This window comes from Psychrobacter sp. GTC18467 (assembly GCF_055397455.1).
Genome location: NZ_AP038920.1, coordinates 777,195 through 792,446 on the forward strand (window position 1 = coordinate 777,195; position 15,252 = coordinate 792,446).

The 15,252-nt window shown below is 46.0% G+C and carries 12 protein-coding genes and 1 CRISPR repeat array (1 of these 13 cut by a window edge); of the genes, 8 read left to right on the forward strand and 4 right to left on the reverse strand.

The window, feature by feature from the left end; genetic code table 11:
- A CRISPR array of direct repeats spans positions 1–4,120; the repeat unit is 32 nt; unit sequence TTCGCACCCATCACGGGTGCGTGGATTGAAAC (it extends 236 nt beyond the left edge of the window).
- Positions 4,121–4,145: 25 nt separating this feature from the next.
- Entirely contained in the window at positions 4,146–4,925 is a 780-nt protein-coding gene (locus tag ACZ5XY_RS03295; protein ID WP_464742934.1) for a Fic family protein, read from the reverse strand.
- A 307-nt stretch (positions 4,926–5,232) separates the two neighbouring features.
- On the opposite strand from ACZ5XY_RS03295, the gene ACZ5XY_RS03300 reads away from it, so the two are divergent.
- The 6 genes from ACZ5XY_RS03300 to ACZ5XY_RS03325 all read left to right on the forward strand — a co-directional run bounded on the left by ACZ5XY_RS03300 (position 5,233) and on the right by ACZ5XY_RS03325 (position 11,160).
- Positions 5,233–6,096, forward strand: coding sequence for a LysR substrate-binding domain-containing protein (locus ACZ5XY_RS03300; RefSeq protein WP_464742935.1), 864 nt, complete (start codon positions 5,233–5,235; stop codon positions 6,094–6,096).
- Positions 6,097–6,572: 476 nt separating this feature from the next.
- A complete protein-coding gene (locus ACZ5XY_RS03305) occupies positions 6,573–6,929 on the forward strand; it encodes a dicarboxylate/amino acid:cation symporter (RefSeq protein ID WP_464742936.1) in 357 nt (118 codons plus the stop codon).
- Between the two features lie 71 nt (positions 6,930–7,000).
- Complete coding sequence (locus ACZ5XY_RS03310; RefSeq protein WP_464742937.1) at positions 7,001–8,413, forward strand: aspartate ammonia-lyase; 1,413 nt, start codon at positions 7,001–7,003, stop codon at positions 8,411–8,413.
- 134 nt (positions 8,414–8,547) lie between these two features.
- On the forward strand, positions 8,548–8,823 hold the full coding sequence (gene frmR, locus ACZ5XY_RS03315; protein ID WP_464742938.1) for a formaldehyde-responsive transcriptional repressor FrmR: 276 nt from the start codon (positions 8,548–8,550) through the stop codon (positions 8,821–8,823).
- Between the two features lie 58 nt (positions 8,824–8,881).
- Positions 8,882–9,991 (forward strand): S-(hydroxymethyl)glutathione dehydrogenase/class III alcohol dehydrogenase, encoded by a 1,110-nt coding sequence (locus ACZ5XY_RS03320; RefSeq protein ID WP_464742940.1) that lies wholly within the window; start codon positions 8,882–8,884, stop codon positions 9,989–9,991.
- Between the two features lie 353 nt (positions 9,992–10,344).
- Positions 10,345–11,160 carry a carbonic anhydrase gene (locus ACZ5XY_RS03325; RefSeq protein ID WP_464742942.1) on the forward strand — a complete coding sequence of 272 codons (816 nt, stop codon included), beginning with the start codon at positions 10,345–10,347 and terminating at the stop codon, positions 11,158–11,160.
- A 136-nt stretch (positions 11,161–11,296) separates the two neighbouring features.
- Here ACZ5XY_RS03325 and ACZ5XY_RS03330 read toward each other — a convergent pair whose 3' ends face one another.
- The 3 genes from ACZ5XY_RS03330 to ACZ5XY_RS03340 form a co-directional block, all read right to left on the reverse strand.
- Positions 11,297–12,250, reverse strand: coding sequence for an NAD(P)-dependent oxidoreductase (locus ACZ5XY_RS03330; RefSeq protein ID WP_464742944.1), 954 nt, complete (start codon positions 12,248–12,250; stop codon positions 11,297–11,299).
- A 152-nt stretch (positions 12,251–12,402) separates the two neighbouring features.
- The gene (locus tag ACZ5XY_RS03335) at positions 12,403–12,621 is read right to left on the reverse strand and encodes a hypothetical protein (RefSeq protein WP_464742946.1); all 219 of its coding nucleotides are present in this window, start codon (positions 12,619–12,621) and stop codon (positions 12,403–12,405) included.
- A 76-nt stretch (positions 12,622–12,697) separates the two neighbouring features.
- Positions 12,698–13,432, reverse strand: coding sequence for a Na+/H+ antiporter NhaC family protein (locus tag ACZ5XY_RS03340; protein WP_464742948.1), 735 nt, complete (start codon positions 13,430–13,432; stop codon positions 12,698–12,700).
- Positions 13,433–13,714: 282 nt separating this feature from the next.
- On the opposite strand from ACZ5XY_RS03340, the gene ACZ5XY_RS03345 reads away from it, so the two are divergent.
- Both ACZ5XY_RS03345 and ACZ5XY_RS03350 read left to right on the forward strand, forming a co-directional pair.
- Positions 13,715–14,497 (forward strand): hypothetical protein, encoded by a 783-nt coding sequence (locus ACZ5XY_RS03345; RefSeq protein ID WP_464742950.1) that lies wholly within the window; start codon positions 13,715–13,717, stop codon positions 14,495–14,497.
- 69 nt (positions 14,498–14,566) lie between these two features.
- Entirely contained in the window at positions 14,567–15,025 is a 459-nt protein-coding gene (locus ACZ5XY_RS03350; protein ID WP_464742952.1) for a DIP1984 family protein, read from the forward strand.
- The last annotated feature ends 227 nt before the right edge of the window (positions 15,026–15,252 follow it).

The window sequence follows — 15,252 nt, forward strand, 5'->3', positions numbered from 1 at the left end:
TTTGGCGTCAGGTCGAACCAGTTACCGTTCGCACCCATCACGGGTGCGTGGATTGAAACCAAACGACCGTTTTTAGCTGACCGATTTGCGTTCGCACCCATCACGGGTGCGTGGATTGAAACACTGTTTGACAAGCAATCAAGCTGCAAGTCGTAGTCTTCGCACCCATCACGGGTGCGTGGATTGAAACTTAAATGATGCGCAAAGCGAGATCGCATTAGACATTCGCACCCATCACGGGTGCGTGGATTGAAACGAGTTCGGCGCCAATACCAACACTTTTAGACCTTTTCGCACCCATCACGGGTGCGTGGATTGAAACAGCGCAACGGTGATATGTGCGCTATGCGATGGTTTCGCACCCATCACGGGTGCGTGGATTGAAACAGCCGTCAGTTGTGGTCGCAATTTGGCGGCGTATTCGCACCCATCACGGGTGCGTGGATTGAAACTTGCCTGCAATCTTGGAACGCCCTGCAAGACCTTCGCACCCATCACGGGTGCGTGGATTGAAACCCAAAAATCATCGGCGTTATAAGCTTCGCCATCTTCGCACCCATCACGGGTGCGTGGATTGAAACACTGGAACACCGACATTAAATACTACGGACGCCTTCGCACCCATCACGGGTGCGTGGATTGAAACAACACTTGCGCTATCAAAGCCGCAAAAAAGCCAATTCGCACCCATCACGGGTGCGTGGATTGAAACCCTTGTTCTCTCAAACGAGCAGCAAGTCACAGCTTCGCACCCATCACGGGTGCGTGGATTGAAACCCAGCTCACACACTCGTTCGCTGTACTGACCTCTTCGCACCCATCACGGGTGCGTGGATTGAAACGGATATACAGCGTATTGCCTTTAACGTAACTCTCTTCGCACCCATCACGGGTGCGTGGATTGAAACGTAGTGCTGGTGTTTATTGTAAGGGTGGAAACTTCGCACCCATCACGGGTGCGTGGATTGAAACATGATACGGGTGTATCTCGTAACCGTTATCACTTTCGCACCCATCACGGGTGCGTGGATTGAAACATATCCAAAAACGGCTGATAATTCATTTTTATTCATTCGCACCCATCACGGGTGCGTGGATTGAAACCTTTGCCAGAGCCCCTGCTTATAAATGACTTTATTCGCACCCATCACGGGTGCGTGGATTGAAACCAAGTCAGATAATATTGCCCGCGCTTGGCTGCGGTTCGCACCCATCACGGGTGCGTGGATTGAAACACGCCCAAGGTAGCAGCATGGCGCCAACCATTGATTCGCACCCATCACGGGTGCGTGGATTGAAACACATACTCGTCAAAACACGGATCGCCCTCAACGTTCGCACCCATCACGGGTGCGTGGATTGAAACAAATCCCCCATGTGAGGACGCTTGTCCGGTCGGTTCGCACCCATCACGGGTGCGTGGATTGAAACACGCCTTAATTCAACCAGTTAATAAATTACATGTTCGCACCCATCACGGGTGCGTGGATTGAAACTAGTCGGTCAGGGCTTTTTTGTGGTTAAAATTTATTCGCACCCATCACGGGTGCGTGGATTGAAACAATCGCGTTGGCAATTCTCGGCTCAATGCAAATTTCGCACCCATCACGGGTGCGTGGATTGAAACTTTGTTTATCGTTCATCACTTGCGAGCGCTTGCTTCGCACCCATCACGGGTGCGTGGATTGAAACAAAAGAGGTTTTCGCAAACGACAGTGCGGTAATGATTCGCACCCATCACGGGTGCGTGGATTGAAACTTAGCGCCGATATTTTGGGTGTGCTGAACGCTATTTTCGCACCCATCACGGGTGCGTGGATTGAAACTATTCTTTTGTGCCTAAATCCATCATCACACTCATTCGCACCCATCACGGGTGCGTGGATTGAAACAGGAAACTTGCCGCGAATGCGGATCATATAGCCGTTCGCACCCATCACGGGTGCGTGGATTGAAACACGTAGCAGCTTGTGAACCAAGCTATTAAGTGATTTTCGCACCCATCACGGGTGCGTGGATTGAAACTTGGCAGCACCTTCAGCATTCATCAGCTCCTCATTCGCACCCATCACGGGTGCGTGGATTGAAACCGTATAATCAGCGTTTGCAGTTAATTTTTGCCAGTTCGCACCCATCACGGGTGCGTGGATTGAAACATGGCGTAATCTTGGCGTAATAAATTGATTAATTTTCGCACCCATCACGGGTGCGTGGATTGAAACTTAGGTCATACCGAGCTTGCGGTGCCAGTGACCGTTTCGCACCCATCACGGGTGCGTGGATTGAAACCATTTATAAACTGCCCAAGGCGTAATTTTTAATTCGCACCCATCACGGGTGCGTGGATTGAAACCGCAATTAAGAGCAGACGCGGCAAGTGGCAACATTCGCACCCATCACGGGTGCGTGGATTGAAACTGTGTGGACCTATCGCCAACACAAAGACTTGCATTCGCACCCATCACGGGTGCGTGGATTGAAACTTGAATTAAGGCGTTTCGCTGCTGTGACTTGTTTTTCGCACCCATCACGGGTGCGTGGATTGAAACCTGACTATAACCAAACAAATAACGATTAGCAATCTTCGCACCCATCACGGGTGCGTGGATTGAAACAGATTATCAGGTGCTGATCAAAGAGGTGCGCTCATTCGCACCCATCACGGGTGCGTGGATTGAAACCTGACGAATTAAGCGCTATTGCTTTGATTGAGCCTTCGCACCCATCACGGGTGCGTGGATTGAAACCGTAGTCAGGACACCAAAAGTTATCAGGTTTGGTTCGCACCCATCACGGGTGCGTGGATTGAAACATGCCGTGTCTTGGAAAGATGCCGCGAATGTCTATTCGCACCCATCACGGGTGCGTGGATTGAAACAACGCATTAGCAAAAGCAAAAAATGAAACTGGTCATTCGCACCCATCACGGGTGCGTGGATTGAAACGCGCCTGGTACGCCTGTGATTAAATGTATCATGTTTCGCACCCATCACGGGTGCGTGGATTGAAACTCAAGCTGCAAAAGATGCCGCAACTGCTGCAATTCGCACCCATCACGGGTGCGTGGATTGAAACCAAGCCAATAGCTACGGACGAAAAGACACGTCATTCGCACCCATCACGGGTGCGTGGATTGAAACAAGTTGTGATAATGGCGTGTTGTCAGCAATTATCTTCGCACCCATCACGGGTGCGTGGATTGAAACATTGTACTGGTCTGCATTCACCATGCTGCTGCTTCGCACCCATCACGGGTGCGTGGATTGAAACAAAAACACCTTTACTGGCAGTCAACTGTCTGCATTCGCACCCATCACGGGTGCGTGGATTGAAACTGCTTGGAATTAGTGGAACACGCCAAAGGCGATTCGCACCCATCACGGGTGCGTGGATTGAAACATCGGTAATACTTTTTGCGGTGAGTATGTTTTTTTTCGCACCCATCACGGGTGCGTGGATTGAAACATTGTCCGGTAACGGGTCGCCGTCTACTTCATACATTCGCACCCATCACGGGTGCGTGGATTGAAACCGCTGTGACGATAAAGGTGGCAATGGTACGTGGTTCGCACCCATCACGGGTGCGTGGATTGAAACTTGCCATGTGTTACCTCTGTGCTGCTTATTTTATATTCGCACCCATCACGGGTGCGTGAATTGAAACCGAGATGATGACAGCATTGGCACATCCGGACTTTTCGCACCCATCACGGGTGCGTGGATTGAAACATTTAACCGGAAAGATTACGATTGATGGCAGTGTTCGCACCCATCACGGGTGCGTGGATTGAAACAGTCGACACACCTTTTGTTGATATGCGGAGCGGCTTCGCACCCATCACGGGTGCGTGGATTGAAACTAACGTCATTAGTCCCACCCATCACTATGATAATTCGCACCCATCACGGGTGCGTGGATTGAAACGAGATTAGATAATGCGGGGCATAAAGACTCTTTTTCGCACCCATCACGGGTGCGTGGATTGAAACATATCCAACCCCTCAAAGTTTTAGTGTAGCAAGTTCGCACCCATCACGGGTGCGTGGATTGAAACTCACAAAATCATTGTTTTGACCGCGCATAATCATTCGCACCCATCACGGGTGCGTGGATTGAAACCTTATCACGCCCCGTCATCAGGCTTTTAACATAGTTCGCACCCATCACGGGTGCGTGTTAAAATTTGTGCGGACAAACTATAAAATCGCTGAGCGCTACCATCACTTTTGGCCAGCATCCGCTCCGTAATTGCCCGAGTTAGCCGTCCATTACCATCATCAAAAGGATGCAGCGTCACAAACCATAAATGCGCGATACCCGCTTTGATAACCAAGTCCAAATCATCTTGCTTACTTGGCGGCGTATTAAACCACTGTAGAAAACGATCTAACTCATCAACAAGCCTATCTGCATGAGGTGCAACAAAATGGACGCGCTCTCGACCGTAGCCTCCTGAAACCACCTGCATAGCGCCTTGACTGTCATCTCGAAGCTGACCAACTTTAACTTTATAAAGCCCACTATAACCTTCTGGAAATAGCGCTCGATGCCAACTGAACAAATCTTCTAATAATAGCGGCTTATCAAAATAAAATGTCGCAGCCAGCATCATCTCAACCACTGCATCAATCTCTCGAGAAGCGGCTGGCAAATCATGGTCATCAACTCCTAAATGACGAGCAACAGACGATCGTACTTGATCGGCTTTTAAAACCTCACCTTCAATTTCAGATGTTTTTACCACCTCGAGAGTAACAGCATCTAATTGAGCCTCAACATTTAATTCAAACCCAAGGGTTAGCAATTTGCCAAGAAGCTGACCTTGAAGCAATCGCACTTGACTGACGAGCGGCAGCAGTTTTTTATCTGACCACTGCCACTCGGTCCAGTTCGGATGCTCATGAATATAAGTGACATGCTTCATAATAAGACCAAAATCTGCGTAAATTAGAGAGTTATTCTCCGTATATTATGCAGAGATTAAAGTTAAGAAACAAGAAAACTCATAACTAAAATGAGTCGTCAAACTGAGTTTTCTTAATAACAAAGTCGCAAATAATAGAAGAAACGGGACTGATAAGAGTAAAAAAATAAAAAGAATGAAGGTGAAATTACTAAAAACTTACTAACTATTTTCATCGTTAGTAAGTTAGCATACCTTCAAAGGCGTGACAGCATAAAATAAACTAATTGGCGCGAGCTATCTTGCTTAGACCATCGTGGTGAAATCAATGATTAGAGAACTTAAAACCTTTGTCGCCGTTTGCGAATTGGACAGTTTTGCTGCTGCTGCTAGGCAAATCAATCTGACGCAATCTGCGGTTAGCGCTCAAATAAAGACCTTAGAGGATGCCTTAGGATTACCCTTATTTACCCGCTCCGCTCGAGCCATCACGCTTAATCAGCAAGGCAGACGAGTGCTGCCTATCGCCAAAGAAATTTTAGCGCTTTATGCGACGATGCAATTGCCTTCAAATACGGATATTGCAAGCTATTATGGTCAGCTTAAAATTGGTGCTATCAATTCAGTGCAAGTGGGTATTTTACCTGAAGCCTTAAAAGCGATTAAAACCTTAGCGCCGCTCATGCACACAGAAGTTATTCCCGGTCGGTCAACCGAGTTTTTCAAGCAGCTAGAAGAAGGCAGTATAGACGCTGCCATCACGGTGCAGCCGGCTTTTGCGTTACCTAAGTCTATCGTCATCGAATCCATTATGATTGAGCCTTATGTGCTGATCAGCCCCAAAAAATGGGAATTTCACAATCTAAGACAAACTTTGGAACAGCATCCTTTTATTCATTACACCTTAAAGTCCTCCGCCAGTACAAAATTAAGTAGCTTCCTAAAACAGCAAAATATCAAAGTCAATACCATCATGGCGATCAATGACCTTGATGCTATTGTCAGGATGGTCGAGTCAGGATTAGGAGTCGCCCTAATCCCCTATGCAGGGCTTTGGATTAGGACGGCAGCACCGGTACAAGTTCACCATTTAGGAAATCGGGATTTGGTTCGAGAAATTGTGCTTGCTTATCGTTATGTCGATCGCCAACATCCCAAAATTAATGCGTTAAAGCAGGTATTATCATTGTGATTTGTTTATTATTTATTTTGAGGCAATATCATAGGCTTTACTTTAAGTCATAACTCTAGGCAGACCTTTTAATGCCTAGCTCATCTTTGGTCTTATTTCTAAAACAGCTCCCTTTTCCTGTCCCTCCTCGTCTTTATGCGGCTATGAGACAAACTTAACGACAAGCTTAATGAATTAGCCCAAATTTTTTTTGGGCTGAGAACGGATTATTTACGTTTTTCTTGCTACTTATTCTCAGTTACGATGATGAAACTTTATTTAATAGCGCAAAGCTAATGCTTAGATCTTATTAGCTCAAAGCCTTACTGATCTGACTATCTTTGAGCCTTTGCCTTACATTTTTCGATTCAAGAAAACAACAATCAACGGATTATTTGTTGTCTGAGTGATCAAAAAATGGCTAGTTCATAGAAGCTCAATGATGAACTATCACCAACTTAACTTTGGGCATTGCCGGCTATCTGACGGTGATCTTGATGTCAGTGCTAGCCTCAATCGGTACGGCTGGCGTTCCGGGGGTGGGGCTGATTATGCTTTCTATGGTATTTTCTCAAGTGGGACTGCCGATTGAAGGTATTGGTTTGATTTTGGGAGTTGACCGTATTCTCGATATGCTTCGAACTGCGGTGAACGTCGGCGGTGATGCCGCGGTGACGGTTATCGTGGCAAAAATGGAAAATGAGATGGACGTTGCGGTTTATAACGATCCGAACGCTGGCGCAGAAACGATGTTCGATGATCATATCGATGCCGATAGCGAACGTGAATTATCCGCGGTATTTAGCGATAACCTACTGGGCAGTGAGTATGACGAGATAAAGCAAAGCTCATAGCTTAAACCTAAGAAAATTATACTTTTTTCAATAACTTAACATTAAGAATCCCTAAAACTATGGAAACTACCATGCTACAAACTAACGATCAGCCGCTGATTCGAACTGAAACAGACTTACTTGGCGCTCAAGCTGTCCCTGCAACTGCCCTTTACGGTATTCAAACGCAGCGCGCTCACCAAAACTTTAACATTACAGGCGTGCCCATCAGTCACTTTCCGGAGTTGATTAAAGCGCTAGCCATGGTCAAATTTGCGGCGGCTCGCGCCAATCATCAACATGACTTACTGAGCAATGAAAAGGTCAATGCCATTACGGAGGCGTGTAAGGATCTTATTCGTGGCGAGCATCATGAGCAATTTATTGTTGACTTGATTCAAGGCGGCGCTGGTACGTCAACCAACATGAATGCCAACGAAGTGATTGCAAACCTTGGCTTGGCAAAGATGGGCTTTAAGTACGGTCAATACAGTCACTTGCACCCTAATAATGATGTCAACCGCTCGCAGTCCACCAATGACGTTTATCCAACGGCGGCACGACTAGCCATTATATTTGCAGCTCAGCCGCTTAAAGACGCCGTAGCTAACTTACAACAAAGCCTTGCGGCTAAAGGTCAAGAATTCAGCACCGTTCTTAAAATGGGTCGAACCCAAATGCAAGATGCGGTACCGATGACTTTAGGTCAAGAATTTAATGCCTTTGCCAGTGACTTAGGTGGTGAGACTGCTCGTATTGATCACAGCTGCCGACAGTTATGTGAAGTAAATTTAGGCGGAACGGCTATTGGCACAGGAATTAATGCGCCTAAGGGTTATGCGCAATTAGCTATTAATGAACTGGCAGATATCAGCGGCTTGCGCGTGCGGCTTGCCCAAGACTTAGTAGCCGCAAGCTCTGATATGGGCGCTTTTTTGACCTTTTCAGGAACGCTTAAACGCTTAGCCATAAAATTGTCTAAGCTTAGCAATGATTTGCGACTGTTGTCGAGCGGTCCACGCACCGGCTTGGGTGAAATTAACCTTCCCGCCATGCAACCGGGATCATCGATTATGCCTGGTAAAGTGAACCCCGTCATTCCTGAAGCCATGAACCAAACGGCATTTCAAATCATGGGTACGGACATGACCGTGACCATGGCAGCAGAAGCAGGTCAGTTACAGCTTAACGCTATGGAGCCGTTGATTGTCTATAACCTATTAAATAACGCTCGCATGCTAGAAAAGTCCATTCGAATGCTCGATGAGCTTTGCATTCAAGGCATTACAGCCAATGAAGCTCGCTGCGCTCAGCACGTCGAAAACAGCATCGGCATTGTGACGGCTTTGGTGCCGCATATCGGTTATGACAATGCCAGTCGTATTGCAGGTCATGCTTTGCTCAACGGCTTAGGGGTTGCTGAATTGGTGAGACAAGAAAAGTTACTAAGCGATGAGGAGCTGGCAGCGATTTTATCTCCTGATACGATGATTAATAACGTTTAAATTTTGCTTCAGCCAATCTTGCACCATGACTTAGCTTAAGAACTTTCATACTATAGGGGGGTATGGTATGATTGCTCAAGCGATAATTGATTGTAGTCTGTTGCTGAATCCAAATCAAAGAAGGTTAAAGACCGATGCCATACAATGATCGTGAAAAAAAACAAGCCATTACTCGGGTCAGGCGTATCAAAGGTCAGCTAACCGCGCTTGAGCAGGCGATTGAGGAAGGTACCGAATGCGGGGTCATTTTGCAGCAATTGGCGGCCGTTCGCGGCGGCGTCAATGGGCTGATGGCAGTCATTCTTGAAAGTTATTTAAAAGAAGAGTTTCCCGACAACGGCTCAAGAACGGATTCACAACGTAAGTCAATTGACGAAACCATCGCCATTGTAAGATCATATCTTCGCTAGTAGCTAGTCATGCTATGTTTTTTGATAAAGATTAAAACGATGATAAGGAAATGACATCATGAAATCACGTGCAGCCGTGGCTTTTGAGCCAAACAAACCCCTACAAATTGTTGAGATTGACGTTGAGCCACCGCGCAAGGGCGAGGTTTTAATTAAAATTACCGACACCGGCGTTTGCCATACCGATGCCTTTACGTTATCAGGGGAAGACCCAGAGGGCTTATTTCCTGTGGTGCTTGGTCATGAAGGCGCAGGGGTTGTCGTGGAAGTTGGCGAAGGGGTTACCAGTCTTAAGCCTGGCGATCATGTGATTCCGCTTTATACTGCCGAATGCGGCGAGTGCTTATTTTGTAAGTCCGGTAAAACCAACCTTTGCGTTGCCGTTCGGGAAACTCAAGGCAAAGGCGTGATGCCTGATGGTACCACCCGTTTTTCCTATAACGGTCAGCCGCTTTATCATTACATGGGCTGCTCAACGTTTAGTGAATATACCGTCGTGGCTGAGGTTTCCGTCGCAAAAATCAATCCTGAAGCCAACCCTGAACACGTCTGCCTACTAGGCTGTGGCGTTACCACCGGAATTGGCGCGGTGCACAATACCGCAAAGGTTCAAGAAGGTGATTCTGTTGCCGTTTTCGGTCTTGGCGGTATCGGTCTTGCGGTCATTCAAGGCGCGCGGCAAGCAAAAGCCGGTCGCATTATTGCCATTGATACCAATCCGGCAAAATTTGAGTTAGCCCGTCAATTTGGCGCAACCGAGTGCCTCAACCCAAAAGACTTCGACAAACCTATTCAAGAGGTATTGATTGAAATGACCGGTTGGGGCGTTGACCATACCTTTGAATGTATTGGCAATGTGGATGTGATGCGCTCAGCATTAGAAGCGGCTCATCGCGGTTGGGGTCAGTCCATTATCATTGGGGTGGCGGGCGCTGGTAAAGAGATTTCGACTCGACCCTTCCAGTTGGTCACAGGTCGCACTTGGAAAGGCTCAGCGTTTGGCGGGGTTAAAGGTCGCTCGCAGCTTCCTAATATGGTCGAAGATGCGATGAAAGGCGACATCGATTTGGCGCCTTTCGTGACCCATACCATGGGACTTGAGGACATTAATAAAGCTTTTGATCTTATGCATGAAGGTAAGTCGATCCGTAGCGTTATTAAATACTAAACCGCTTTAAAACGGCGAGTTCTAGCCAACAATAAGCGCAAGCAAAGTCATGAAAATTGTGTCTTTGCTTGCGCTTTTTTTTGCGACTATTGAAACGGCTAACAAGTTCGTGAGGCAGTCGCTTTGTCGCTAAAATGGCAGGATAGTTTCAGACTTATTTTGATCATTAGTGCAATTTTGTTGTTAAAATAAAAAAACCACAATAAATTAAGGGTTATTTTGTGTAAAAGTTTGCTAATGCTTTATTATTCTGTTACAACTCTTTCTAGTTTAATAATGTTTGCTAAATTTCGAAACATTTTAGGCTGATTATTGGAATTTTTAGATTAATCTTTTATTTTAAAGGACATATTATGGCTCGTTTTTATTTAAGTGCAGCAATTATCAGCGCTTGTTTGGTCAGTTTAACGGCGTGTTCAAACTCGCAAACGCTTCCAAAAGCAACGACCACTACCCTGCCAGACCATGCTAAGGCAGCAGCGTCAGCCCCTAAATGGTCATATGAGGGCAAAACGGGACCTGAATTTTGGGGCGATCTTGAAGAAGCAGGCGCTTGTAAACTTGGTGAAGCGCAGTCACCGATCAACATTCAGCAAGCTCATGCCAGCCTTGATGCCGCGCCTTTAATGAATTATAGTAAAAATGCCGAAATTCGTATTCATGACAACGGTCATACCATTGTTTACACCCCAACCACGCCAAACAATAGCATCACCCTCAATAATGAGCGATTTGAATTAAAGCAGTTTCATTACCATACGCCAAGCGAGCATCAATTTAATGGTCACGCCTACCCTGCTGAAATGCACTTTGTTCATGCCAATAGCTCAGGAAACTTAGCCGTCATCGGGGTGATGCTCAACCAAGGCGCCAGCAATCCTATGGCGCAGCAGCTTCTTAACGGCTCAAAACTCAGTGCCAAAAATAAAACGGACTTTACGGTCAACGGTATTGACTTAAATGCTCTTATTCCTGCAAAAGCTACGTTTTACCATTATGATGGCTCATTGACCACGCCGCCATGCTCCGAACAAGTCCAGTGGTTTATTGCCAATCAGCCCCTTGCCTTAGCTAAGGATCAGATCGCCATTATGACAAACTTATATGATGGCAATAATCGCCCAACCCAAAATCAAGGTTCGCGGACAATTAAGCAATTAAGCAATTAAGCAATTAAGGCTTACTTTAAGCAATTAGGGCTTATTTTAAGCAAATTAAGCAAAAAAAAGCTCAAAACCGCGATGGCTTTGAGCTTTTTTATAGGGGTCATCAAAAAAACTTTATTAAAAAGTGACTACAGCGACTTTAAATGACGATATTTTTTTGATCACCTTTTGCCCATTGAACGATATTATCAAAGGTAATTTCAGCTCGTCTCACCATAGCTTCTTCGGTGGCATAGCCAATATGCGGAAGCAAAACCGTATTGGGGGCGGTTAAAATAGGATAATCGGCAGGAATTGGCGGTTCCATATCAACACGATCCAAACCTGCCCCTGCAATGACGCCTTGGTGAAGCGCTTCTGCCAACGCGTCATTATCCACAATAGGACCAATTGCCGTATTGATTAAAAAAGCACTGTCTTTCATCAGGGCAAGCTTATCAGCGTCAATCAAACCTTTGGTCTGATCGGTAAGCGGCATATGCAGGCTGACAATATCACTTTCTGCCAATACCTCATCGAGTGACTTATACTGAACGCCTTTTTCGATCAGCTCAGGCTTTTCGCTACGGTTATAAGCGATCACCTGACAGCCAAACGCCAAGCCAATTTCGGCAACCGCGCGCCCAATATCCCCTGTGCCAAGCACGCCCAGCGTTTTGCCTTTTAAATCAAGCTGCCGATAGCCAGCTTTGGTACCGCCTGATCTTACTACTTTTTCTAAAGGAACCATGCTGCGCAGCAACGCAATGATCAGCCCAAACGTCAGCTCCGCAACCGAGTTGGTGCTGTAGCCGGCGGCATTTGAAACGCGAATGCCTTTTTCTTTACAGGTCTCTAAATCAATATGGTTATAACCGGTAAAGGCAATAGAAATGTATTTTAATTTTTCAGCAGCCGCAATCACCTCACCACTTAACGGGGTATTGGCAAGCACCAAAACTTCCGCGTCTTTGATCCGCGACTTGATCGTTTCCTCATCTAACTTACCATCCTCAAACACCAACAGCTCATGACCTTGATCGATCAGCGGTTTTGAGATGCTTTTAAATGCCTCAGCACTGATGCCTAAATATTCTAAAACTACGATTTTCATTGATTATCGTTCCTAACTTTTTTGGTCTTATTTAATAAAACAGCTAAATTAATTTTTAAGTGTAGCACTATTTAGCAGTTTTTAAAAATGACCAATCTTTGCATAAAAAAAGCCCTAGAAAAAATTAGGGCTTTTTTTATTAATCTTTAAATTTAAGAAACTTCAGAAATTTTGACATCGGAAAACTTTTTTACGCCTTTATTTTTTTTATTGTTCCAAACCACCGCCAATCCCAAATAGGTCATCACCACCGAGACAATCGGACTTAAAAGGTTCATGAACGCATAAGGCGCAAAGGCAAAGCTGCCGATCCCAAGCGTTGCGGTGGCAAATGCGCCAAACGTCGTCCACGGCATTAATGGCGCAAACATCAATCCGCCTTCACTGACAATTCGCGCCAGCATCGCTCAGCTTAATCCCACTTTATCAAAGGACGATTTGAACAGCTCACCATTTAAAATATAAAATCGCAATCGGCAACATCACCAAAGGATTAAGGTTAAAATTGGCGGCAATAATGCTTCGAGTTTCGCTGATGATCTCAAGATTGGCACTGCCTGAGCCGTATTGAATGCCAAAATAAATAAACAGCGCTAAAGTCAGTAAAAATGCCGGAACAATGGTTTGAACCATCGCTTTGATCGCCTCGTACAAATCTGCCCCTGCTGACATGGCGGTCAAGTTTGGGGTGTCCGAAACCGGCGACATTTTATCACCCGTCACCGCCCCTGAGATAATCATTCCGGCAGTTACCGGCAAAGGCACGCCAAGACCTTGACCGGTGCCAATGAGCGCAATGCCGACCGTGCCGACCGTTCCCCAAGACGTTCCGGTGCAAAGCGCGGTGATGGTGCATAAAATAAATCCTGCCGGCAAAAAGACCGTCGGCGAAATAAAGCCCAAACCGTAATAAATAATCGCCGGAACCGTTCCTGCTGCCATCCAAGCCGCGATAATCGCCCCAATGGCAATAAAAAACCAAAGCCCGAAGGTGGACTCACCAATGCTGATTTTAATCAGCGCCATTAAATCGTTAAATTTATAGCCTAATCGGCGCGAAATTAAAGTAACAAACACCATGCCAAGCAGCAAGCCCACTTGAATGGAAACGGTTTTAAACACCATAAAACAAACCACCAAGCTTGCCACAACGGACAGCAAAGCAAGGGCGGACAGCAGCACGGTTGGTTTTTTAAAGGGCGGTAAATCAGCGGCGTTCTGATCAATCAGCGGCTTTTGCCTTCTATGAATGGACGAATTTGAAATAAAAAATATGGCTAAAAAAAAACGCGCTTATGATAACGAAAAAGAATGCCTTAGAATGATGATATTACCAAATAGCATGGTTGCCAAAATGAGCCTTTAGCTACCTAATAATCAAGCTTTTGTTTTCTTTTATAAATTGATTGCGCTATGATAGCCCCCAGTTGCGACAATTAATCAAACTTATCTTGAGACTTTGCTATGACTTACCTTAACCGTCATTTTGGTTTTGCGGTATTGACTGCCCTCTTTTTGAGCGGCTGCGCGGATAAAAAGGAAGCCACAAGTGAGCAAACTGATGCCGCGCCAGCGGTTAAATCGCAAACTGCTAACGATGACCAAACAGCAAATGCCGATGCGCCAGTAGTCGCTAATCAAAATTCGGCGACCGCACAAATGCCTGATGCGGTTGCAAAAAACGCCCCAAAATTTGCCGCCGTGACCGATCATTTGGCGCTAAAAGAAGGCGAGGATTGGAGCTGGCAAGCGCTTGCAAAGCTTCCAAACATCAAAGAGTGGCATCAAAAAACACCCGCACGCAATGAATATGACCCTAATGACCCAACTTATTCTATTGGCGCTAGCTTATCAGATTATGGCGGCATCTCAGCTTATGGTGACGAGTCTCAACCACACTTAATCGATATCGGCTCTGCGCAAGGTGTGATGGATGACGAAGAAGGCAAAGAAGTTTACCGACTTGAGGATTTATTTAGAGTAAACGAGCTGACCCAAATAAGATCCAACTGCGAAACCTCTGCTGACGATCTAATATCTCAGCAGTTTTATAAATGGCAGAAACAAGGCTATCAGCCGCTTTATGTTGTAGCCATTGTCGATCATGCAAATGCCGGTACCAGTAGCGGGTTTGCTATTGCAAAAGATATGAATGAGTTTTTTGATCCTATCTATAACAATTCGGGGATTGATATCCACACTTATGATACAGAAGGCAATGATCTTGAGTGCACCTTTGAGCTTTGATTTATTTTTCAATTGATAGCTGCTAAACTGATAAAAACCTGAATCACAATTCATAATCAAGGCGGTATTATGACCCTTGCTGAAGCGCTATTAATCCGCAGCGATTTGCAAAAAACTTTAGCTCAGCTGAAATCTCGCATTGCCAATAACGTCAAAGTTCAAGAAGGCGATTCGCCAAGCGAAAACCCCAATGAGCTGATTAAAACCGCTGAAAATTTGGTTGATGAGTTAGCAACGCTTATTGCAAGGATTCACCGAACCAATGCTGCTGCTAAAATTGAGTCGGGTGAAACCATGCTGAGCCTTTTGGTGAAGCGCGACGAGCTTGAGATGCGCCATAAGCTGTTAACGGACGCGATAGAGGCGGCTCACAGCGATACCGAACGCTACAGCCCGCGCGAAATCCGCTGGACGGCAACCATTGCCACCGCGCCACTACAAAAACAAGCCGACGACATTGCCATGCAACTTCGCAAGCTTAACATCGTCATTCAAGCCCACAACTGGCAAATTCAGCTGTTAGATTGAGTTTTGCCACCCCAGATTGGAGCCGATTGGGCGAGTGTCAGACCCCGCGATGCCGCTGCAGGGGGTTTTAAATATACTGCCGCGGCTTGCTCCGCGCTGCGGGCAGGCGCAAAATCACCCATCATGCCCAAACTTATGACTTGTTATCGGTCATCTGTTATTTATCACTACCCGTCACTGACAATCGGCTTCAGTTTTATTTCATTTTTTACCTTAACGCCCCTAAA